Below are 23877 nucleotides of genomic sequence, written 5' to 3' on the forward strand. Positions count from 1 at the left end.
AATGAACAAAATTTTATCTTTGATGACTCTATCAATTTTATTTTTGGGCTTAAAGCCGGAAGCTATTCTCGCAACCCTAAAGCTTTCCATGACAGGTGAAAAACTTCTATCTCAAGTTGAGCCTCCGCCCCCAAAGGGTTCTTGTAATTATCCGAGGGTTCTACCAAATTGTCATGAAAATGTTCAATGGAAAAATCTAGGCTCTCCAGCCCGAAATGTTTACCATTTCGGCGACTCTATCTATCAGTGGGTGGGCATTAATACAATTTCGAGAAATGGTGATGCGATAAATTTCGATCACTATGATGACTTTGCTCAATATTCTCGTCTTAGCGCAAATTGTAAAACCAGAGTTTATACAATTATCTTGACTTCAGAATACGGCGTAGAGCCCGATAGTTATTACCCGGTCGGTGATTTTTGGGGTCGGGCATTAGATTTTGCCTGTTCTATAAGCAATCCTAGACAATCCTATGGAACAGAATCAACAAGTCTTGCGCTTAATAAAGATCTATATAAAGCATCTAAAAGCAAAGAAATCGAAAATAGTCCTACTTTGTTTTGGAAGGGTTTACAGTATATTTCCCAAGCATCTACTCGGACAGTTGAATATCGCTGGCCTTGGCTAGAAAATACTGGTCTAACTTCCTTTGAGATTCCTTCTGGTTATAGAGCAGTAACTCAGGGAGCAGGAGTAAAGTACGTTGAAGGCAACCGGTATAATGATGTCAATATTGTGATTCTTAGTCCAGAAGAATATCAATCATGGCAAAAAAATCCGACTCAATATCGTTCCTTGGGTGTGAATATAAACGCTATTTTTGATGCGGAACTCATGTGGACAATTGGTCAAACTCCTGATGTGAGTCGAATTAATCGAAATGGCCATCAGATTAATATGTATCGTGTCGGTGGTACCGGGCAATCTATTGGTGTAATTAGTTCTTCAAATAGAAATTCAGTACAAGTGACAGTTTATGATCGCGAAAACTCTGGGATTGCTGAAATGATTTTAAATTCATTTGATTATCTGTAGTCTAAATCTAAGTTTTAATTGCCATACTATTTCGCACATCTTTTTGCATATTCAACTTAAACCATGAGCATGAATACAAAAAAAGCATTGTCTTTATTTATTTCGTCATCTTTATTGTGGGGGATTTCTTTTCAAGTTACTAGGGCAAATTTACAGCCTCCCGGAGTAGAAGCAACACTCGTTGCTCAAATAAACCGCCCCTCACTAAATGGAAGATGCCGAGATCACAATTCTGTCTGGATTGAAAATTGTTACAAGGGAGTGCAATGGGAAAAAACTTCGAATTCAAGACATTTCATGGGTGGCTACGATGAAGGTTATACGTGGGTTGGAACTAATACAATTTCCAGAAATGGTAATGCTATTAATTTTGATTTCCGCAGTTCAGCCGGTTATATTCGCTACAGTGCAAATTGCAAAACCAGAGTCTACGCTATCATTTTAGCTTCAGATGCTTTCGTTAATCCTAATGCATACCGTCCTGTCAATGATTATATTGGTCAAGCCCTAGATTATGCCTGTTCTATTAGTGATTAGCTATAAGCCATAGTGATTTTACATCACAGTCAAAGTCATTAAATTTTTCCCGTCGTTTACAATTTATGATAAAAAATGAAAAAATTCTTATTTCTACTGACCTTATCAAGTTTGCTCCCTGTTTTAACGCCTCAAGCTGCTTGGGCAAACTCAAGAGCTTCTATCCCTTCTAACATCTGTGACAATCACTTTAGAAGAATTCAAAGCTCTGACAATATAAGACTCCGATTATATTCGACACCATCCTATGATAATAATGGATATCCTAGTCACAATGCTTCGACTATTATTCGCGTCTTAAAAAATGGCACCGAAGTTATGATTAATATGGGAGATTCCACAGGCCGGTGGACTGAAATTACTATCCCGGGTGGTACAACAGGTTGGGTTTTGACTAATGCTTTGGCTGCCAGTTCAATAGGTAGTTCTTCTTTTAACGGATACATGCGCGTACATACCCTTGATGGCGGAATTGTGAACTTAAGATCTGAGCCATGGTTGACCAGCCAGGTGGTTAAGCCACTGCAAACTGGAGAATTAGTTCGGTATCGTAATTTCGACGGATATTGGCATGAAGTATCAACTACTGATGGACGGCGTGGCTTTGTAGCAAGTCAATATTTAGTCTGCGACTGAAGCATTCTTTTTTATAAGAAAAATACCTCAGTATCAGGACAAAAATTGTGAAACGTTTAGAGAGAGGGGTTGATGGAAATTAAGAACAAATCAGTCAAAGCCATAGCAAAATAGACTACGAGCCCGACGGCCATGAGTTTTGATGATGCGAATCGGCTTTTGGGGATGTCGCCAAAAACCCACCTTCATTGCCTAAATAAAGGCGATCGCCAAATTCACCCAATCAATAGATCAGTCCGAGAAAAAGTAGGGGGTAGGGTTTCGGTTCATTGGGGGGAAAGGTATGAGATCCCTCACTTGATTTTTTAAAGAAAATATGTAGACACAGAAGACAAATTGCTTGAAAAGCCTTTTTTCAAAGCTTTTGGCCCGTTTGCGTCGCCGAAACCAGAAAACATTAGCAGTCGCCCCCTAGGAGTGCTAAATTTGCTAGTGACGTAAACTTTATAACGCAAACTCCTATGGCTAAGATTGTCTCTTTCAAGGATGACTCTAGACGCGCCCTCGAAGCAGGGATTAATGCCCTTGCCGATGCGGTAAAAATCACCCTCGGCCCCAAGGGTCGGAATGTACTCCTCGAAAAGCAGTATGGTGCGCCTCAAATTGTGAACGATGGGATCACCGTTGCGAAGGATATTGAACTCAGTGATCCGCTCCAAAATACGGGGGCGCGGTTAATCCGGGAAGTGGCAGCGAAAACTAACGATAGCGCTGGGGATGGCACGACCACTGCCACCGTCATGGCCCAAGCATTGATCCGCGAAGGTTTGAAAAATGTGACGGCTGGGGCGAACCCTGTGGCCCTGCGTCGGGGTATTGATGCGGCAGTGAAGTTCCTCGTGAAGGAAGTTGTCGCGATCGCCAAGCCCGTTGAAGGAGAGGCGATCGCCCAGGTAGCCGCTGTGTCTGCTGGGAATGACGAAGAAGTAGGCCGGATGATCTCCGAAGCCATGGCCAAAGTCACCAAAGATGGTGTGATCACCGTTGAAGAGTCCAAGTCCCTCGCCACCGAACTGGATGTAGTCGAAGGAATGCAACTGGATCGCGGTTATATCTCCCCCTATTTCGTCACCGACCAGGAACGGCAAATCGTTGAATTTGAAAATCCCTACATCCTGATCACCGACAAGAAAATTTCGGCGATCGCCGACCTCGTGCCCGCCCTCGAACAGGTAGCCCGTTCTGGTCGTCCTTTGCTGATTGTTGCCGAAGACATTGAAGGGGAAGCCCTGGCGACCCTCGTTGTGAACAAAGCCCGTGGTGTCCTCAATGCCGCTGCAATCAAGGCTCCCAGCTTTGGCGATCGCCGTAAGCAAATGCTCCAAGACATCGCTGTCCTCACCGGCGGTCGGGTCATTTCCGAAGAAGTGGGCCTCAGCCTCGAAGCCATTGACCTTGATATGCTCGGTAATGCCGAAAAGATCACCATCAGCAAGGAAGAAACCACCATCGTTTCCGGTGGCGGCAGCAAAGCTGACATTGACGCCCGCGTTAGCCAAATCCGTAAGCAACTGGCTGAAACCGACTCCGAATATGACATGGAGAAACTCCAGGAGCGGATCGCCAAGCTTGCTGGTGGTGTCGCCGTGATCAAAGTTGGTGCAGCCACCGAAACTGAACTCAAAGACCGCAAGCTCCGCATCGAAGATGCCCTCAATGCCACCAAAGCCGCTGTCGATGAAGGCATTGTTCCTGGTGGTGGCACGACCCTAATTCACCTCGCTGAAAAGGTCGCTGAAGTAAAGGCAAGCCTCAGTAGCGACGAAGAGAAGCTCGGTGTCGATATCGTTTCCCGCGCCCTAGAAGCGCCCCTCCGCCAATTGGCTGATAACGCGGGTGCCGAAGGTTCTGTGGTTGTAGAACGGGTTCGTACCAGTGACTTCAACGTTGGCTACAACGCGGCCACTGGCGAATACGTTGATATGATTGCCGCTGGCATCATTGACCCGGCGAAGGTTGTCCGTTCTGTTTTGCAAAATGCAGCCTCCATCGCTGGAATGGTGATCACAACCGAAGCCCTCGTTGTTGAGAAGCCCGAACCCGAAGCACCCGCCCCTGACATGGGTGGTGGTATGCCCGGTATGGGTGGCATGGGCGGCATGGGAATGCCTGGCATGGGAATGATGTAATTTTTCCTGAACCCTTTTAAAAATTCAATATCTGCATTGGGCACCCTCCGGGGTGCTTTTTTTGTTTTCTGGGCGAAAATCTTGGGTTAAGTTAGCCCGTCGGGGACTGTTCTTGTAACCAGTGATTGAGGGTTTCCCGAAGGGTTTGGGGATTGAGGGGTTTACTGAGGTAGTCGTTCATGCCTGCTGCCAAATACTGCTCTTGGTTGGCTTCTCCTAGGGTGGTGGTGAGCGCAATGATCGGTATCTGCCGGTGGCGATCGCCGCCACCACCCCGGCGAATATGTTGGCTCGTCTGAAAGCCATTCATCTTGGGCATGAGGCAATCCATCAAAATTAAACAATAGGGTTGATTTTCAGGGGTTGTTTGGAGCATTTGTAGGGCTTCTGTGCCCCCTGGGGCAACATCGACGGAAAAACCAAACTGTTGGCAGAGGCCCCGAATAATAATTTGATTGACGGGGTTATCTTCCACGAGGAGGAGGCGGGCCGAGATTTTTTGGCCCTGTTTGCTTCCACTAGGTTGGGAACCAGAATCTGAGGTTCTAGCGTTTGGCTGGGCGAAATTTTCACAGAAACGCCGACAGGCCTGCCACAGGGGACGGGATAAAATCGGCTTGACAAGGTGGTGGGTTGCCGTGAGTTGGGGGAAGCTTTGGGGATCGGTGGGGCTGTAGGGAAACGTGGTGAGCAGCAGTAACTGGCAGGTTTTTTGGGGGTAAAGCTGTTGGAGATTTTGGGCGAGGGTCAGGGCATCGATCTCCCTCAGGGAATGATCCAAGATCAGGAGGGGCGTTGCGGTGGTGGGGGGCTGGGTTTGCCAAAGGGCGATCGCCTCTTGGCCATTGGCTGCGGCTTGGACAGTGGCGCCCCAGGCTTGGAGCTCATCGCGCAAAATTTCCCGTTGGGTTTGTTGCTCTTCGACGATGAGGATCTCTAATCCCTGCAAGCTATCGGCGGTCATCCGCGACAGTTGAGATCGCCCCGCCCCATACCCTAGGGTAAAGGTAAAACAGCTCCCCTCCCCTGGGGTACTAACCACTTCAATGGTGCCCCCCATCACTTGACAAAGACGCTGGGTAATCGCCAAACCGAGACCCGTGCCACCATAACGCCGGGTGGTTCCTGCTTCTAACTGGGTAAAAGGCTCGAAAAGATCGTTCAATTTCTCAGCGGCGATGCCAATGCCAGTATCCGTCACTGAGCAGGTAAAATCGAGGCGATCGCCAACCCGCTCCGTTTGACAGCGAATCACCACCTCCCCTTGGTTGGTAAATTTAATGGCATTGCTTACCAGATTTGTCAGGATTTGTCGTAAACGCCCAGGATCCCCTTGGATAGAACCGTGCCGCAAACCTCGTAAATCAAAAATGAGATTGAGACCTTTCTCCTGGGCCGCAAACGCCATCAACTTGGCAAAATTTTCAAAAAATTGATGGAGATCAAAATCCACCGTTTCTAGTTGCAGCTTGCCGGCTTCCATCTTTGAGAAATCCAAAATATCGTTCAGCAAGATCAGTAAAGATTCAGCGCTAGAAAGGGCGATGCGGGCGTGTTCTTGCTGTTCTGTGGTGAGCTCTTCGCTATAGAGCAGTAAATTGAGCATCCCGATAATGCCATTCATGGGCGTCCGAATTTCGTGGCTCATGGTGGCTAAAAACATACTTTTGGCATGGGCGGCCGCTTCTGCTGCTTCTTTGGCATCAATCAACGCCTGCTCCGCCTGTTTGCGATCGCCAATGTCACTATGGGTACCAATAATCCGCAGGGGTTCCCCTGACGGCGTCCATTCGATCACCTTGCCCCGGTCTAAAATCCACTTGTAGGAACCATCTTTGCACCGCACCCGATGTTCACTGCGATAGGTTTCTGTCTGGCCATCAAGGTGAGCCTGGATGGCTTGATAAGTCATTGCCAAATCATCTGGGTGGACACGACTTTCCCATTCCATCAGGGTGTCACCAATTTCTGCCTCGCCGTAGCCCAACATCGCTTTCCACTGCCGCGAGAAAAAGACATGATTTGTTTGGGCATTCCAATCCCAGACCCCATCCCCAGAACCCTCTAGGGCAAATTGCCAGCGGAGTTCACTTTCCCGGAGAGCCTGTTCTGCCAAGACCCGCTCCGTGATATCGAGGGCAGTCCCAAAAAAACGAATGGTTTTGCCAGAGGCATCTTTTTGACTACTCCCCCTCGCCTCATGGTAGAAAATTTGGCCATTAGTCAGTTGGGCACGGTATTGCACCATATAGCTTTCGCCCGTGCGCATCGCTGTTTCAACGCAGTGTTTGAGGCGTTCCTGGTCATCGGGGTGGATTAAAGCCCAATGTTCATCGTAGGTGGGTGGCCCCTGGGTCGTGCTAAGGCCAAACATCCGCAATAGTTCCGGCGACCAGGAGAGATTACCGGTGGCAAGATCGACTTCCCAGCTACCGATATGGGCCAGGCGTTGGGCTTCCTGGAGGGAGACTTCACTGCGTTTGAGGCGTTCTTCAAAGCGTTTGTAGGGAGTCAGATCAATGTGGGAGCCAATCATGCGCAGCGGTTGACCTTGTGCATCCCATTCGATGACCTTACCTGAACAAAGCACCCAGACAGTGGAGCCATCTCGGTGACGATAACGGACTTCGTTGCAGAAGGGAATTTCGCCGTGGCTAGCAATGTGCTGTTGCAGGTTGTGGTTAACTTTCTGGAGATCTTCGGGAAAAATCAGTTTTTGCCAGGATTCTGGGCGGTTAGGCAGTTCGTGATCTGCATAGCCAAACATCCGCTTAAAACTGGGGCTGAGATACTCGATATTGTTAATACAATCCCAGTCCCAATAGCCAGCAAAGGCATTTTCAAGAATTTCTTCAAAAAATTTCAGTTCATGGTGACTGTATTCCGGTGCTGCGGCTGGTTCTGGGTCGAGGTGTTGGCGTAATTCGGCGAGGCGATCGCCAGGCAAGATTCCCACTGGTTTCCCTTGCTCATCCACAAGGGTCAGCCAAGCAAGCTGCTGCTCGGCGAAGTATTGACATAATGATTCAATTTGGTCGAGGGCGGCCACGGGATAGGTCGGGGCGGGCCGTTGCATAATCTCTGCGGCGGTGGCCGTTTGGGGATTTTCCCCCTGGGCGATCGCCCGTAAAATATCCCCAGGAGAAACGGTGCCAAGGAGCTGTTCGTTAGCCATAACCAGCACACCAACAAGTTGAGGATCGGCACAAAGGCGATCGCTCAATGCGATGAGAGATAGATCAGGCGAAACAATAACCGGTTGATGCAGCAAACTGGCGATAATTTCAGGTGTTGAAAACCGAAGCGGACGTGCTGCTGACATGGCACACAGGCGAAACAATAGCGGCGATGGCGAGCCACAAAAACAAACTTTTGTGTGTTAATTCTTTGGGGGCTACCTTTTATAATATCAAGCGATGTTTCTTATGGCTTCGTTTATGAAGGGAAAAGAAACAAATATTTTTTGATTTGAAATTAAAAAAAATAACTTCACAATGTAAAAAAGACGCCCCCAGTTTCTGTGGTAATTGATAATAACTCTCAACTCAGTTACAGTCTAAAAATGTCAACAAGCAGATCCAGCTGATATTAAATTGCTATGAATTTTTTCCATCTTGAAATGCATTAATTATTTTTTAAGTTTCAGTTAGATTATCAGTGCTGAAATTGCGGACTATTGAACAATCAAATAACCGTCATGATACCAAGTTTCAAGCTGTGCAAGGGAAATGCCGCTGGCGATCGCCTCTTTTTGGGTAAACCCTTCAGGATATTCACTGAGCAAAGTTTGCAGTGCGGGAATGGTTTGGTGTTTGGCGAGAAAATCGTGGTAAATGCCCCCTTTCCAGAGGTAACACCACGACGGTAAACGGTAATTGGTTTCCTCCGTGATGGGCGTATAACGATAGGCGAGGGGGTCACGACATTTCGCGTTTAAAATCGCTTGAGCATAGCCTTCTAATTGACCTTGCACACCGTAATTTTCGTGAAGATAGGCGAGGGTTTTGGGGGAAGTTTTGCGTTTTTTTGTAATAATTTGCGCGGCGATCGCCGCTGCGGTTTCGGCATCCCCAAAATGGACTTTATCAATTAAATGATCCGGCAATAATTCCCGATGGGTCGAGACACGGGACACAATCGCTGGTGTGCCACAACCCAAGGATTCATAGGGGGAATTACCAAAGGATTCAACAAAATTACCCAAGCCCAAGGTGACAGCACCCAAACTGTAATATTGCGGCATTAACGACTGGGGAATCCATTCATGAAAAATGAAATTTTGCGTTAAATTGCGGGTTTTAATTTCCGTTTCCATCTCCCGATAAAAGGCTGCCACTTCCGGCGAAATGCCCACCTCTAACCAGCGGGGAACCAACACTTTTAAATTTTTAATGCCGTATTTGTGGACGAGTAAATCAGCGACGGCGATCGTTTGAGGTAAACCCTTGCTGGGTTCAGGGCGGTGGGGATGAATCACAATCGCATCTTTTTCCGGGTCAACAGGCACAATCGCCAAAATTTCTTGCGGTGGAGTCGGTTTAAAAATATCCCAATCAATGCCCGTTGAAACGACTAATAACCGCTCATGTAATTCCGGTAAAAATCGCCCCATTGTCTCCCCATAAAATCGCCGTGAATATTCCGACACCGCAATCAGGCGATCGCCTTGAAAGAGAAATCCCCCTAAAATTGTTTCGGGATAGACGTTATCCCGCAGGGCTACCACCGTTGGAATGTGCTGATAGGCATAGGGAAACAGAAATTCTCCGTCGTGCATATAGAAGCGATCTGCCCCGTCGAGGTGGGCTGCCACATCCTGCATCATGTTCGCAATGTCATAGGCAGGGATGGCGTAGGGCTGCGGAAAGGGTTGATGGAACCGCAAAATCGGTTTAACCAGCACATTGTCATGCCAGCGAAATTCAACGCAACTATCGGCACAACGGGTCGAGAGAATCACCACCTCATGCCCCATTTCCCCCAGATACACCGAGATATTTTTAATCTGTTTCGGTGCGCCACCGGTCACATGGTCACGGAACAGGGGATTAATCGAGAACATGACAATTTTCATCGGTGGCAAGGGGCAATAAACAGCAAAAAAACATCACCTATTTAACGGGAACCAGGTGAAGTTTAGTTTAAGGTTTCACTAGGAAATAGCATCACTGCATTGCTGAGCTCTGTATCTTGATCCTCACGTGACTTAGAAGATACAAGCCCATACTAAGTAAATCCGTTTGATGCCGATTTAGCAGCGTTAAAATTATCTAAGGTATGCTCGTTCTCCGATTGGGAGATCATCGCTTTACGGAACCTTATGTACGGAAAACTCGAACCAGTCGCGGCTGCCAAGTACCACAGATATATTTCGTGCTGCTGCTATGTAGTAAAGATCTCCATCAATGACTTGTAGGCTGCAGCCGAATCGACAACTTGGTCGCATTAAAAAAGATTCAAATTGGGTTCGTCCTAGATTTATGCCTGCTCTCGCATCCCTCGGAAAAACATCTGAAGCTCTAAAATCAAAGATGTCCACTTCCACAATTTCAGGGCGTTGATAAGTGCTTCTACTAATTACACCTGGTCGGCCTCGCGGATCCCTATCTCTGTTTCTCGGATCGCTTGTAGTTAGAGTGTCAGTGACCAGGCGGACGGTCGGGACACTTCTAACGTCACTATCTAAAAGAATTTCATGCAGAACAATATAATCGATTTCTCCTTGGTTAAACATACTCGCTAAAACCAATCGATCAGTTTGCTGGATCAGGCTCATACCAGACGACGATGACCAAACATTATCAAAAGTCTTAATTAGTCGCCATTTACAACCTGGTTGATCTAAATCATCGCACTTTACCGATTTGAAAGACCGTGGCACCCATGGATCAAGATTCTCTTGACCAGGAGATGAATATATTTCACGTTCAGCGCGGTAAATTTCCAATTGTGAAGGTGCATATTCAGCTACATCTGACCGAACGAGAAAAATACCATGATCACCAAACTTCGTAATCCCTACCGAATTAGTTTTCTTTTCGATGCGGAGATCTGGTAATTCTTTTAATTGATTATTGGCTAAATTGTATACGCGAATATTGCCTATCCCTCTTTTATCGTCGTTATCTGTAGCAACGATATAATTCCCATGGGCTTGCAAAATACTGGGGTGGTAATAATCAAAGATACATTCGGTCTTCCAGGTAAGATTTTTTGCATCCATGCCTTCCGACCAGGGCGTCGAATAGGCGATCATGCCGCAGGCTTGACTATTTTCACCTCTATTCTCTAGTGAATGGCTGATCACAATCCGGCGATCGCCGGTCATCGTGATGCCTTGAACATGATCACTCCATCCTCGCTGATCGTTAAACCGGTCGTAAAAGCCCTGAATTTCTGTAGTATAAGTTGTAGAACGATCTGACCACCTCCTATTAGGGCCTGAATTCGACAAGAGGTCGAGCACACTTCTGTTAAGGGTTGAGTCCTCAGCATGTGCTACACTCTGCAGAAATGTTCCGAAAACAATGATTTGACAAGCAAACAATAGCAACTTCAGGGTGCGCATTTTCTCGACCTAACTATGTTCTTTTATCATGTTATCTGTGATTTTAGAGCGGGTTATAAGGGTTTATAAAAAGAGACAAGGAAAAAGGAAAGTATTGCCTGTTATTGAGTAGATCTTGATGTATGCCAAGAATTATTAAATATCATCAATCCGTAAGCGTCCATCCCGAACAACCCCGCCCGCTTTTGTCACGCCGCCATAGGTTTTAATGTGGGTGATCAAAGCTTCCCGCAGCAGCAATTCCGTATCTTTGCTGGGCAAGACATCAAGATTAAACAGGGCAATATCCAGATGCTTTTGGGTAAATTTAGCTTCCCAGTGGCAGGCAGGTTGCCGGATAAAACTATGGGTCACAAAGGTAAAAGTTTGCGCCAGTTGATCTTTTAACGGTGTACCCCGCACCAAAATATCCGTTACCTGAGCCGCGACGCGATTTTCACCGAGCCGAATCTGGTAACGAATTTGCCCGCTAAATTGCACAAAACCCCGTTCTAGGTGGGCTTCACCGTAGCGATTTGCCCGCCGTGCATTGTCCTGCAACAGATCCCAAAGTTGTGCCCCTGTAATCTGGAAAAACCGTAACGTATCGGCATGGGGCATCACCGCAAACCAATCGCCATAGACCAACGTTGCTGGGGGTAAACCTGCGCACAACACCGCCGCATCGGTCAGGGCAAAATCTACTTCATAACCGTTTTTCTGTGCCTGTGCCACCATGCCCGCTGTGATGAAATTGGCAAAGGCGGATTCATGGCTGGCAAAATCATTTAAAACGACATCGGTTTCTAAATCGGGGTGATCGGCGACCATGCCCAAGGGGTGATTCAGTTTTTGGTGTAGGGAGGTAATGATCGGGGCAATCTGGGTTTGCTCAAAGGTTCGCTCGACGGGCAGATCGGCAGTCACAGACAGTTTGGCATTGGTCACAGTGGCGGGCTGCTGCTCATCTCTCAGGGTAATGGTCACTTCCCCTAAAAACCGCCCTAAAGTTCCCGCCTGCACAATGGGAATACCGTTGACGATGTTTTCTTGATTCAGACAGGTTTCATTCAAAATGTGGTGGGTGTGTCCGCCGATAATCAAATCCACTGCGCCAGAGGGTAAATGTTCCGCCAGTTGGCGATCGCCGTAACCCTCTACCGTGGCACTGGTCGAATGGAGGTCATAGCCCAAATGACTGAGGATAATCAGCACGTGGCAATAGGGACGCAACACAGGTAAAAGATTTTTGACAACTTGCACCGGATCGACAAAGGTTAAATGACGCGCATCGGAACCCTTCATTTGCGCCGAGGTGGTTAAGCCGATAATGCCGACTCGTACCCCCTTCACATCCAGTAATGCCGCCGGATAAATGACCTTTTTTAGCTGGGCTGGCGGTAACAGATTCGCCGACAACACCGGAAAATCCCCCGACCGTTGAATCATTTTGGCGAGGGCATGGGTGCCTAAATCGAGATCGTGATTCCCCAAAGCGGCGGCATCGACCCCCAAGGTTTGATACAGATCGTAGGCATGGTTGCATTCAGAAACCAGCGCATCAAAGGGGGTTCCCACCATGTCATCCCCCGCCGAAAGGAGTAACACCCCAGCTTGGGGATTGTTGGCATACTTGCGTTGTTGCTGGTGGTAACGGGAGACAAGCCGCGAAAAAACAGGGATATTTCCCTCTGGAGCAAGGTGGGCGATTCGTCCATGTAGATCATTAAAATGCAAAATTTTTAACCGAAAGGGGGTCACAATCGGCAGGTCAGCGGCGTGGGGGATTTGGTAGCGACTGGAAATATTGGGATCAACGTCAATCGCGGTAATGGGCTGGGTGGCATCGCCAATAAACAAAAACCGCGATCGCCCCTGATTTTTGGCAAGATAGGGAGCCGCAACCAAACGTAGCGGATTGGGGATAAACGCAGATTTTGATCGGGCAGAAGGCTTTGGGAGTGGAAGGTTTGGCTGGCTGTTCACAGGACTTCCCAAAAGGATGACGACACAGGGAGAGGCGATCGCCACAATGACGAAACGTAGTTTCTATGGGAAGCGTGGCACAGTTGTTTAATCGGCGCGTTAAGGTTCCGTTAGTGGGCTGTAAAGTTCTGCCAAAGTGACCGAAAAAAAAGACATGGCCGCAACCATGTCTAGAGTAATTACGTTTTTAAGGGCATTTAGTCGTTTTTCATCGAATCAAGCCAATTTCTGACCTGTTCTGCGGCGATATCTTTACCACCCAGACCAAAGGCAATGGCGATTGCCACAGCGATCCCACCAACCAGTAGCCCAAAGGCAAGATTGACGATATTTGTCGCAATGCCCATTTGTTCCAGCGCCATCGCGCCAACAAGCACCAGGATAATGACCCGTGCCGCTTGACCGAGGATCTTCGACTGCCTAGAGCCAGAGGCAGCCAGGGCTTTGTAGGAAATGTTGGAGAAATACAAACCCAACGCAAAGATCAAAAGGGCAACTAACACCTGTCCGGCGATCGCCAAAATGACCCCCACAACGCTGGTGAGAGCTTCAATTTGCAGCACATCAACGGCAGTAAGCGCCGCCACCAACATAATGACCACCAGGGAAATCGTCCCCATCACTTGGGAAGGGGTTTTACCCGGTTTCGCGGTTTCGCCCTCGCCTTCCCTCGGAGCAGCACTAACCATTCCGTCTAGGCCGAGCCAAGTTAGAACATTATCAAAGCCAAAACCCGTCAGCACATTGCTCACAAACTCAGACACATATTCACCCACCACATAGGCAAAGGTGAGAATAATCGCAGCGGCGAGAATCTTGGGCAAGAGCATCAACACTTGATCCAACATGGCGATCGCCGGGAGAGAAATCGCTTCAATCTGGGCTACCTCTAGGGCAGAAATAGCCACAGGGATCAAGATCAGAATATAAGCAACGGTACCGAGCACCCAAGACAGGGACTGTCGTCCAGCACTACTAGATAGACCAAATTTTTCACCAATTTGATCTACGCCCGTCGCCTTCAACAGATTGGTCACCAAGCGGCGCACCACCTGGGCAATGAACCAACCCACAACCCCAATCAGGGCCGCCGCAAAGAGATCCGGCAGGATTAGCAATACTTCATCCACGACATCCCGTAGGGGCGCGAGGGTGTTTTCTAGGCCCAGGGTTTCGAGGATCGGCGTAAGGAAAAAGAAGAAAATAAACCAATACAGCGCATTGCCGATGGTTTCACTGATATTCGTGGTCTGGGATTGCGGTGCCGTTTCTGCTTCTGTCGCCTCGGTCTCAGCGCTAGTGTCCGCCGGATTAAGGCGCTCATCTAGGCGAAAGGTATTTAGGCCTTTGACCACAATTAATTTGGCAATGGTGGCCACCAACCAAGCAACCCCTAACCACAAACCCGCCGCAAACAGTTGGGGCAAGAAGTTTGTGACTTGACTAAGCAGTTCATTCAGTGGTGTGTAAACCCCGTCAAGCTGGAGGGTTTCTAAAACAGCCACCACCGTAAAGAGAATGACGAACCAATAAACGATATTCGCCGCCCAAACTTCAATGGGCAGATCACTTTTGCCGTCGTGACCGGTGATCCAAGCGGCAATTTTATTATCGACATCGGTTTTATTCAGCAACCCTTTGACGATGGCTTTCACCACCAGGGCAACGATCCAACCGATGATTAAGATGGCGATCGCCTTAATGATATTGGCGACATCTTCCCCGACGAGGGTTTGTAGAGACTCCGGTAATTGGAGTGCTAAAACAGCATAGGGGTCACCCACAGGAGGCCCCAAGGTATTGATTAAAGGTGACATTGTTTCAGAATTAAAATCAAATAACTACATCGCTAATCACGGCCATAATGGGCGTTTTTGCGCTAATTTACGGCAAGACGTTGCCTCTTCCACCCTACAAAGATCCTCCGGATTTTTCACCCGCAAAAAGGATAAATTCGCTATATTTCTTTTCATAACTTTGGGAAAATCCACCTTTAGATAGAATTTTGATGGAAATTTTTGAGCAATCAATTCAAGTGCGGGCCAGTGCCACCTGTGTTGAGCAGTGTTTTACGGATCTAGAAACCATGCACCGCTGGTTAAATCCCCTGCTGCGGTGTGAACCCCTCGGCGATCGCTGGAGCACAGCCCTCGAAAGTCAAAGTCGCTTTTGGTTAAAAATTCCCTTGGTTAACCTGGTGTTGAATAATCGCGTCGTAGAACGGGAACCAGGTTTAATTGTCTGGCAATTCACGGGCTTTTTCCGGGGGCGAGACCGTTGGGAATGCATCCCCAATGCCACAGGAACCCAGTTGGTAAACCGCTTTCAGTTTGAAATTCCCAATCCTTTGGTGCGTTGGGGCTTTAAAACCTTTGCCGCCCGCTGGACAAAGAAAGATATGCAGGCCCAACTGCGACGGATCAAGGCGATCGCCGAAGCGACCCAACCGTGACCCCCCAAACCGTTTAAGATAAATAACAGGAAAAATAACCCGTAAACCTGCATGTATAGTCTGGATTTGACCCTCAAATATAGCCCGATCCCCGTTTCTGTCCAACGTAAAGAAGCCGATACTGCCCAAGCACTCTATCAATCTGTCCTAGAGGCGATGAAAGGCGACCACGCTACCCTCCTCGAACTCACCTGCGAAAAGGATGAGGATAAAAAAATCGCCCTCCTCAGTGATCAAATTAGTGCCGTTGTCCTCAACAAAAAAAGTGGTGCAGCCGCTGGCGGACGGGTACCAGGCTTTTTTGCGACCCAAGCGGCAGAATAACGAAGGTCTCTGGCCTCAACCCACGGGGGCGATCACTGCCCTCTTTTTTGTTACGTTTACTGTGTCGTTGTGATTATGGCCCCCAGTGACCACTCCCAAAGCCATGTCTAGTTCTGCCATTGCCGTCGAAAACCTAAATTTCAGTTGGCAACCGGACAAAAAAATCCTCAGTCACTGCAATTTAGCCGTCCCTCAGGGAGAATTTTGGATGCTCTTGGGCACCAATGGCAGTGGCAAATCGACTCTGCTACGGATTCTGGCGGGACTCCTAACGGCCGATTCGGGTACCGTTGAATTGATCCAACCCGTCGGCTTTGTCTTTCAAAACCCAGATCACCAGTTGGTTATGCCTACCGTGGGCGCAGATGTCGCCTTTGGCCTGGTTTCTGAACGCTTACCAACCCCCACCATCCAACAGCGGGTGGCCGAAGCCTTGAGAGCAGTGGGTTTAGGTAATTTGGCCCGTCGGCCGATCTATGCCCTCAGTGGTGGCCAAAAACAACGGGTCGCCATTGCCGGGGCGATCGCCAGACATTGTGAAGTGCTGCTCCTCGATGAACCCACGGCCCTCCTGGATGGTGATACCCAACTCGATCTCGTCAAACAAGTGCAACATCTGGTTAAAAGCCGAGGGATGACGGCCCTCTGGGTGACCCATCGCCTCGATGAATTAGACTTTTGTGATGGGGCCTTCCTCTTGGAAAATGGCCGAGTTGTTGACCAAGGCGATCCCCAAACCCTCAAACATCGTTTACAAACCACCACCGTCTAGCTTTCTATGCACCTCCGCCTCCTCAAGCTCCACCCCAACGCGATTATTCCTAAATATCAACATGATGGGGATTCTGGCGTTGATCTCCATGCCATTGAACCCGTGGCGATCGCCCCCCACAAAACAGCCTTGATTAAAACGGGCCTCGCGGCGGAAATTCCCATTGGCACCGAACTTCAAATTCGCCCCCGCAGCGGTTTGGCCCTCAAACAAAGTGTCACCGTTCTCAACAGTCCTGGCACCATCGACGCCAACTATCGCGGTGAAATCGGCGTGATCTTAATCAACCATAGCGATACAGTCTTTGAGGTCAAAGCCGGGATGCGCATTGCCCAAATGGTGATGGTTCCCGTGATGCATTTGGATATTACGGTGGTTGACAAAGTCAGCGATACGAGTCGAGGTACGGGCGGGTTCGGCTCTACGGGCACTTAAATCCAAAGTGCCTTACGCTAAATTGGAAGAAAGGTAACTACGGTAGGCAACATTTGCGGCTATGGACTTTTCTTTTTTTTGGGGCTTAGGGTTAGGGGGAATTGGCCTGTTTTTTACGATGCGCACCGTCCAAAAGCAGGAAATTTTAAAGCTCAAAAAAAACTTTGCCACCCAACAGGAAGCCTATGAATCCCAGCTCCAGCTCCAGGCGGAAAACTACAGTTTAGAAATGGCGAATCAGGCCCAGGACTTTCAACAGGCGATCGCCGACCTCGAACAACGCATTGCCAGCCAAACTCAAATTAAAGAACGCCTTGAACAAAAACTCCAGCGGGAAAAAGAATTAAGCCTTGCCAGCCAAAAAAAACTCCGCGAAAACAACCGCGACATTGACGAAATTCTTGAATCTTTAGAACAATCACAACAGGATGTCCTGCACCACAAAGAAGCAGAAATCAGCCAACTGAAAGCCCAATTACAAGAATATGCAGTTGACTTAGAACAACAAAAAGTTGATTTATTTAATCTCCAACAGCAGTCAGCTTCCCAACAAAAGACCCAAGGCGATCGCCTCAATACAGAACAAATACAAACCCTTGTGGGTACTCTACTACCAGAAATCACCCTTCTGCGGGACTCCCTGAATGTATTGGTAGACCAGCCCGAAAACCTCGCCGCCCTCATCAAAGCCCTGAAAGATATTCTCGAAGGCCAAGCCTACGCCGCCAAAAAAGTCCGCGCCACCGATAACAAATGGACAGAATGCCGGGTGCCCCATATCAACTTGATGCGCCTTTATTATCAAAAATGTAAAAAAACATCAGGCTATCAAGTATTAATTTCACCCAAGAAAAATCAAAAAAGCCAAGATCAAGATTACGAATGGCTAAAAAATCAAAGTAGTTGTTAATGATTGACCAAGAAGATATTTTTTCAACTGCGATTGCGATACCAACAATCTGAAATTTTCCCAAAAAAAGCAAGCAAAAACCCCCACCATCTTTGGTAGGGGCCTTCGCCAATCATTACTTATTCAGTTTTACTGTCAAAGCAATCATCTTTTCTCAACTAAGCCCTATGACTCAATCCGGTATTAACCGTTGATTGCAGGTGCTTGCAGAGCCACAGGTGCTTGCTCGCCAGCTGCTAAGTCTAAGGGGAAGTTGTGAGCGTTACGCTCGTGCATTACTTCAAAACCGAGGTTCGCACGGTTCAGAATGTCCGCCCAGGTGTTGATTACACGACCTTGAGAGTCAAGGATGGACTGGTTGAAGTTGAAACCGTTCAGGTTGAATGCCATGGTAGATACACCAAGAGCAGTGAACCAGATACCGACTACAGGCCATGCACCCAAGAAGAAGTGCAAGGAACGGCTGTTGTTGAAAGATGCATATTGGAAGATCAAACGACCGAAGTAGCCGTGGGCTGCAACGATGTTGTAAGTTTCTTCCTCTTGACCGAACTTGTAACCGTAGTTCTGAGATTCGGTTTCAGTGGTCTCACGTACCAAAGAAGAGGTTACGAGAGAACCGTGCATTGCGGAGAACAAAGAACCACCGAATACACCAGCCACACCAAGCATGTGGAAGGGGTGCATCAGGATGTTGTGCTCTGCCTGGAATACGATCATGAAGTTGAACGTACCAGAGATACCCAAAGGCATACCATCAGAGAAGGAACCTTGACCGATGGGGTAGATGAGGAATACTGCAGTTGCTGCTGCTACGGGAGCAGAGAATGCAACACAGATCCAGGGACGCATACCGAGGCGGTAAGAAAGTTCCCACTCACGACCCATGTAGCAGAAAACACCAATGAGGAAGTGGAAAATTACCAACTGGTAGGGGCCACCGTTGTACAACCACTCATCTAAGGAAGCAGCTTCCCAGATGGGGTAGAAGTGGAGACCAATTGCGTTAGAAGAAGGTACAACTGCGCCAGAGACGATGTTGTTACCGTAGAGAAGAGAACCTGCGACGGGCTCACGGATACCGTCGATGTCAACGGGAGGAGCTGCGATGAACGCAATGATGAAGCAGGTAGTAGCAGTGAGAAGGGTAGGAATCATCAGGACGCCGAACCAACCGACATAGATGCGGTTCTCGGTGCTGGTGATCCACTGACAGAACTTCTCCCACAAGGAAGCGCTTCCACGCTGTTGTAGTGTAGTAGTCATATCGTTATGATTGCTATGAAATTATCAAGGTGCGCTCTGGAAAAACCAGAACTGTTTTGTATGTATGTGTCCATACTAGCAACAAAATAAAGTTTTGTAAAGGGTTTTGGAGAGATCTTTACATTTGCTTTAGGTTTATGCATCATAATTCGCACGAACAGCCAAGGAAGTTGCTACAAAGAGTCTAGCTTGGCTTGAAGTTCGGGATTATAAAGGCGTTTATAGTTCCAATAGTTTGCAAAGACAGTTTCGACGTAATTTTTCGTTTCATTAAACGGGATCTGCTCGATGAAGGTGTCAGGATCGTTAAGGCCATAGCGTTGGAGCCACTGGGCAACGTTACCAGGGCCGGCATTGTAACTGGCGATCGCCAACATGGAATTGTCGTCATATTCCTGGTGAGTGTAGCGCAGATACCAGGTACCGAGTTTAATATTGTCCTCTGGTTCATCGAGGGCATAGGCGTTCCCGGTTGTCTGTTGGGCAATCCATTCGGCGGTACTGGGCATCACTTGCATCAGTCCCTTTGCTCCCACGGGGGACTCAATATTTTTCTCAAAGCGAGATTCTTGACGCATTAAAGAAACGACCAGCAGGGGATTAAGGTCATTTTCGGCGGCCCACCGCTGGATCGGTTCAGCATAGGGGAACGGGAAAAGGGCGTGCCAATAGGTTTCGTTTTCCCGGAGTGCTAACCACGCTTGGCGATCGCCGGGTTCGTCCCGTTGGCTGAGATTCCAAATGGTATTAATCCCCTGGAGATAGCGACCTTGGGCCAGTTTTAACAGACCTTGGGTAAAGGCTTCGGGGACAGTGAGTTCTGTTTTACTGGCGAGTTCGAGTTGGAGGGTATTCCAGGCGTCAAAATCCTGGCCGAGGCGATAAAGCTCCTGAAATGTTTCCGAACCCGCCGGGGGCACAGGGCGAGTTTCGGGGATCATTAATTCTGGTTGGAGACTGCGTACCGACGTGAAATCTCCCACGTCCCAACCGAGCTGTACCGCCGATCGCCAAGCATAATAGGATTCGGGGTAGTCGCGGAGGACTTGTTGATAAGCTTGTTTTGCTGCTTGGGTTTGGCCGAGCTGTTGTTGCCATTTCCCTGTCCAAAAAATAGATTCGGGGGCAAGGGAATGGTCGGGGGTCAAGGGGGCGATCGCCTTGGCCCATTCAATGGCCTGGGTGTAATTTCCTTCTGCGGCGTAGCGTTCGGCCTGTTGCCAGCGGTATTCTGTGGTTGCAGTGCCGTCTTTATAAGTATTGAGGGCTTTTTCGCGGGTTTGGTTGGCGGAACTATTGCTACCGAGCTTTTCTAAAAGGTTGGCTTTGGTAAAGAGAGCTTCGGGGGCTTCTTCTGGAAACTTTTCAACGGCTTGATCTAAATAGGTCAGCGCTGTGGTGTCATTGACTAAACTGGCGAGGCGACGCAAGCCAAGGCCTGTTTCTGGGGCGTCGGGGAAAGTTGTGATTAAAGCTTCATAGGCAGGTCGGGCTTGCTCCGGTTGGTCATTGACCTGGAAGCTGCGGGCGAGACGGTATAAATTTTGAGGAGTTTCGGGGGCTTTTTGGTAGGCGGTGGCGGCGTCGGCATATTGCCATTGATCCCAAAAACTATCGGCGATCGCCTGCCAGGTTTCTGGGGATAGCTGATCGGCGAAATTATCAATTAAAGCTTGACGGACTGCGGCAATATTTGGGGCATCGGCGTCATATTTGAGGCGTAATTCCAACAGATCCCGTTGCTCTGGATTTTCTGCAAGGCGCTGTTGGATCAAGCTTTGGGTGCGCGGATGGGCAGGATATTCGGTGATCGCCTGATCGGCATATTTCGGGTCGTAGGCACTGAGGCGAAAGAGAGCTTCGGCAGCGGCGGCATCCTCTGGGTAATTTTGCACCACATCAAACCAAATCACCTGGGCCTGTTCGGGGTTGTTCGTTAATTCGTAGGCGCGGCCCCGTTTAATTAAAATATGGGGCGTCAACACCGGATAATCTTGCTCTAGATTCTCGAAGGCGGCCAGGGCAGCGGCACCATCCTGTTCAACGAGATAGTCCATCCCTAATAGGTAACGGGCGCGACTGCGGTCAAGGCTATTTTTTTTCCCGTTGGCGATCGCCTCAAGCCGTTCCCGACGTTCCTCTGGTGTCTGTTCTACCAAGGCCAGTACTTCAGAATCGCTTGTTTCAGAGGATTCCACCTGGCCAGCGCTCTGGGACAATAAGGGTATCTGTTGCCGGGCGGCGATCGCCCCCAGACCCAAGATCCCCGTTAAACCAAGGCCAATCCAAAAGGTTGGCGAACTGTACTTGACCCGAACCCGCTTCATGGTGGTGCTGTCGTAAATTCAACGGTTTCGATCATAGGCGATCTCTCAAAAATCCGGTGCTTTCCCCAGGCGATCGCCGCAAAAAAACCTAACTTCCAGGGGAAATTAGGATCAATAAAAAAGATTGCAGTTGAGAATAATAGCGTTACTTTTTCGGTTGGTAGTAGAGGTTAGACCCTTGATCCGCAATGTAATGGCAAGCTTTTTGGGATCTAAAGAAACTGCGCCAAATCGGAGCATGGCTCACCCGGTAATAATCTCCCAGGAGGGGCTTAATCGCTTCGGTCGCATCCTTGAGATAGTAATGGGGAATCGTATGGAAAATGTGGTGGGCGACGTGGGTGCCGATATTGTGGTGGATTTCGTTAAAAATGCCATAATCCCGGTCAATGGTGGAAAGGGCACCCTTGAGGTAATACCAATCATCACCCCGGTACCAGGGAATATCCGCCTCAGTATGGTGCAGATAAGTGACTAGATCGAGCCAAATCACGAAGATGACGTAGGGCACAAAATAGAATTTCACAAAGGCAAGAAGCCCGAACTGCACTGTAAACCACGCGAGAAAACCGACCATGGCGATAATCGCGGCGGTACTGACGATGATATCGTTGCGCTCGGCAGGCTTAAACAGGGGGCTTTTGGGCGAAAAATGAGAACCAGGCCCCCGACCCGGCGATCGCTTAAACAAATAAACCGGATAAGCAATCAGGGGCGCATAGAAACGGACAAGTTTCTCCGCAAAACCCATCTGGTCGTATTTTGACTCTGGGATTGGGTACCAACTCTCATCGGTATCAATGTTGCCCGTGTTGGAGTGGTGGGTGCGATGGGAAATACGCCAACCATGGAAAGGCACCAAAATCGGCGTGTGGCTCAAATGCCCAATCAAGTTATTGAGCCATTTGGACTTAGAAAAAGATCCGTGGCCGCAATCATGGCCGACCACAAACAAAGCCCAAAACATGGTGCCCTGGGCAAACCAAAAAATGGGATAGAAAAACCAAGAATCTAAATAAGCGGCGATCGCATAGAGGCCAGCGATGATCCCAATATCAAGAAAAAAATAGGCGAGGGAACGGAAGACAGAAGGCTGAAAACAGTAGTCTGGGATGGCTGCTTTCACATCCTTGAGGGTGAAGGGCAGATCTTGCCGTAGAGACTCGCGACTCCCTGGGGAGCGGACTGTACTTTGCATTCAGTTTCAAAAAGAGATTAACAAATGTTTACAATTCTACTGCCTTTTGTCAGGATGCAGGGGAAATCGCCGCAAAATTCCTGAATTTCGTTTAATTTTTCCCATTGTTTGGCCCTGGCGATCGCCACAGAACTTCTTCAAGACTTCTCTGTAGAATAGGAGCTAGTCCATTGCACAAAAAGTTTTATGTCCACTACCACTGAACCCACAGATCGTTTATTTGGGGCCTTGCCTTACCTATTACCCCTCGTCTACGCTTTGCCCTTCGGTCTGCCGTTTTTAATGCGCTTTCCGATTCTGGCGGTGATCTACGTGCCTTTACAACCCCTAATCCGCCTTTATTCGTTTCCCTTTGCGGGGCTGATTATTTTCTTCATTCTCTATGCTGCGGTGGTACGCAACAGCAAAATTAGCCACTTCATTCGCTTCAATACCCTCCAGGCGATCTTGATTGACATTGCCCTGGTGTTGTTCGGGATTTTAATTCGCTTTTTTGGCTTTGGGGGCGGCAGTCTTCTCGTTGAAACCCTTTCAAATGTTGCCTTTCTTGGTACTTTAGTGGCTTGCCTCTATGCAATGGTGCAATCGATCCTCGGCAAATATGCGGAGTTGCCGACCATTTCCCAGGCCGCCTATTCCCAATTACCTTATTAATCGGACGAAATAGGCAAAATTCTGGAAATTTAGGTTCTAATCGGGAAACTTTTTTGGGGTCATCCCCGACAGATAATCATGGTGAAGTATTAGGGAAACACAATGGCGAAGTTGATGATGTTAGAGCCTTATCAATTATTGTTGGGCGGCGTAGTGGCGATCGCCTTTCTCACGGTGGGCCTGACGGTGGGGGTCAGCAATGCCCTGGGGCGCAATATTCTTAAACCCCGGCAGTTTACCTGTCAGCCCGTCATAGAACCCCAAACAGGAGAATTGATGTGGACAGTCTTTCATCAGGGCCAAGGGCAACCGCAACCTTGGCTGCAAATGGTGCCGGGCATGGAAGGGGATGTGTCCCCCAAAAGTCGTTGTGAGCAGGTCGCCCAGCGCCTAGATTCCCTAGTGCCACAGCAACTCCGCGCCCTCACCTATCAGCCCAACCCAGCCACCCCAGAACGGGAAGCAATTTGTGCTCTGACTCAAACGAAAGGCGGCCCTTGTACGACGCTTCTAATTTTGAAGCCAGAGACAGACCCAACGCAGTTTTTTGCGGATCTGACCCTGCCCCTACGCCAATGGGGAGAGGGGATGCAATTAGAAACCGCAAACCAGGTGCCCCTCGACCTACAGCCCTTGCTGGAGCCAGCTTCTCCCTAGAGTTCTGGGCG

Annotated in this window: 19 protein-coding genes; 11 read left to right on the forward strand and 8 right to left on the reverse strand. The window is 48.6% G+C overall.

The genetic code is table 11. The features are described from left to right. Window position 1 precedes the first annotated feature (1 nt). The 4 genes from AWQ23_RS00890 to groL all read left to right on the forward strand — a co-directional run bounded on the left by AWQ23_RS00890 (window position 2) and on the right by groL (window position 4338). The gene (locus AWQ23_RS00890) at window positions 2–1036 is read left to right on the forward strand and encodes a hypothetical protein (protein ID WP_062431756.1); all 1035 of its coding nucleotides are present in this window, start codon (window positions 2–4) and stop codon (window positions 1034–1036) included. 63 nt (window positions 1037–1099) lie between these two features. Further along, window positions 1100–1573, forward strand: a complete 474-nt coding sequence (locus AWQ23_RS15945) for a hypothetical protein (protein WP_157072176.1) — start codon at window positions 1100–1102, stop codon at window positions 1571–1573. A gap of 75 nt (window positions 1574–1648) precedes the next feature. Next, window positions 1649–2209: an SH3 domain-containing protein gene (locus AWQ23_RS15950; RefSeq protein ID WP_157072177.1), complete on the forward strand. Its 561-nt coding sequence runs from the start codon at window positions 1649–1651 to the stop codon at window positions 2207–2209. A gap of 461 nt (window positions 2210–2670) precedes the next feature. Then, window positions 2671–4338, forward strand: coding sequence for a chaperonin GroEL (gene groL / locus AWQ23_RS00900; protein ID WP_062431760.1), 1668 nt, complete (start codon window positions 2671–2673; stop codon window positions 4336–4338). Between the two features lie 91 nt (window positions 4339–4429). Here the strand turns inward: groL and AWQ23_RS00905 are convergent, their stop codons facing one another. From AWQ23_RS00905 to AWQ23_RS00925, 5 genes are all read right to left on the reverse strand, one after another. Then, window positions 4430–7660 carry a PAS domain-containing protein gene (locus AWQ23_RS00905; protein ID WP_083500671.1) on the reverse strand — a complete coding sequence of 1077 codons (3231 nt, stop codon included), beginning with the start codon at window positions 7658–7660 and terminating at the stop codon, window positions 4430–4432. A 351-nt stretch (window positions 7661–8011) separates the two neighbouring features. Then, on the reverse strand, window positions 8012–9412 hold the full coding sequence (locus AWQ23_RS00910; protein WP_083500672.1) for a glycosyltransferase family 4 protein: 1401 nt from the start codon (window positions 9410–9412) through the stop codon (window positions 8012–8014). Between the two features lie 234 nt (window positions 9413–9646). Then, window positions 9647–10906 (reverse strand): hypothetical protein, encoded by a 1260-nt coding sequence (locus tag AWQ23_RS00915; protein WP_062431765.1) that lies wholly within the window; start codon window positions 10904–10906, stop codon window positions 9647–9649. Window positions 10907–11041: 135 nt separating this feature from the next. Continuing rightward, complete coding sequence (locus AWQ23_RS00920) at window positions 11042–12793, reverse strand: bifunctional UDP-sugar hydrolase/5'-nucleotidase (protein ID WP_232308931.1); 1752 nt, start codon at window positions 12791–12793, stop codon at window positions 11042–11044. Window positions 12794–13068: 275 nt separating this feature from the next. Next, window positions 13069–14688 (reverse strand): mechanosensitive ion channel, encoded by a 1620-nt coding sequence (locus AWQ23_RS00925; RefSeq protein WP_062431768.1) that lies wholly within the window; start codon window positions 14686–14688, stop codon window positions 13069–13071. 191 nt (window positions 14689–14879) lie between these two features. Here AWQ23_RS00925 and AWQ23_RS00930 point away from each other — a divergent pair, with 191 nt between their 5' ends. The 5 genes from AWQ23_RS00930 to AWQ23_RS00950 all read left to right on the forward strand — a co-directional run bounded on the left by AWQ23_RS00930 (window position 14880) and on the right by AWQ23_RS00950 (window position 17764). Then, complete coding sequence (locus tag AWQ23_RS00930) at window positions 14880–15323, forward strand: SRPBCC family protein (RefSeq protein ID WP_030006713.1); 444 nt, start codon at window positions 14880–14882, stop codon at window positions 15321–15323. Between the two features lie 51 nt (window positions 15324–15374). Further along, complete coding sequence (locus AWQ23_RS00935) at window positions 15375–15647, forward strand: hypothetical protein (RefSeq protein ID WP_030006712.1); 273 nt, start codon at window positions 15375–15377, stop codon at window positions 15645–15647. A gap of 103 nt (window positions 15648–15750) precedes the next feature. Further along, entirely contained in the window at window positions 15751–16419 is a 669-nt protein-coding gene (locus AWQ23_RS00940) for an energy-coupling factor ABC transporter ATP-binding protein (protein WP_062431770.1), read from the forward strand. 6 nt (window positions 16420–16425) lie between these two features. Continuing rightward, on the forward strand, window positions 16426–16854 hold the full coding sequence (gene dut, locus AWQ23_RS00945) for a dUTP diphosphatase (RefSeq protein WP_030006710.1): 429 nt from the start codon (window positions 16426–16428) through the stop codon (window positions 16852–16854). A 61-nt stretch (window positions 16855–16915) separates the two neighbouring features. Further along, a complete protein-coding gene (locus AWQ23_RS00950) occupies window positions 16916–17764 on the forward strand; it encodes a hypothetical protein (protein WP_062431771.1) in 849 nt (282 codons plus the stop codon). A gap of 183 nt (window positions 17765–17947) precedes the next feature. On the opposite strand, the gene psbA is transcribed toward AWQ23_RS00950, so the two are convergent. The 3 genes from psbA to AWQ23_RS00965 all read right to left on the reverse strand — a co-directional run bounded on the left by psbA (window position 17948) and on the right by AWQ23_RS00965 (window position 22555). After that, entirely contained in the window at window positions 17948–19030 is a 1083-nt protein-coding gene (psbA, locus tag AWQ23_RS00955) for a photosystem II q(b) protein (RefSeq protein ID WP_012307032.1), read from the reverse strand. A gap of 173 nt (window positions 19031–19203) precedes the next feature. Beyond that, a complete protein-coding gene (locus tag AWQ23_RS00960; RefSeq protein ID WP_062431773.1) occupies window positions 19204–21357 on the reverse strand; it encodes a transglycosylase SLT domain-containing protein in 2154 nt (717 codons plus the stop codon). Between the two features lie 145 nt (window positions 21358–21502). Continuing rightward, a complete protein-coding gene (locus AWQ23_RS00965) occupies window positions 21503–22555 on the reverse strand; it encodes a fatty acid desaturase (protein ID WP_030006707.1) in 1053 nt (350 codons plus the stop codon). A 186-nt stretch (window positions 22556–22741) separates the two neighbouring features. Here AWQ23_RS00965 and AWQ23_RS00970 point away from each other — a divergent pair, with 186 nt between their 5' ends. Together AWQ23_RS00970 and AWQ23_RS00975 are read left to right on the forward strand one after the other, a co-directional pair. Further along, complete coding sequence (locus AWQ23_RS00970) at window positions 22742–23209, forward strand: Tic20 family protein (RefSeq protein ID WP_012305798.1); 468 nt, start codon at window positions 22742–22744, stop codon at window positions 23207–23209. Between the two features lie 102 nt (window positions 23210–23311). Further along, complete coding sequence (locus AWQ23_RS00975; protein ID WP_062431775.1) at window positions 23312–23866, forward strand: COP23 domain-containing protein; 555 nt, start codon at window positions 23312–23314, stop codon at window positions 23864–23866. Window positions 23867–23877: the final 11 nt, after the last annotated feature.

This window comes from Picosynechococcus sp. PCC 73109, assembly GCF_001521855.1.
In the GTDB taxonomy this organism is placed as follows: Bacteria; Cyanobacteriota; Cyanobacteriia; order Cyanobacteriales; family MRBY01; genus MRBY01.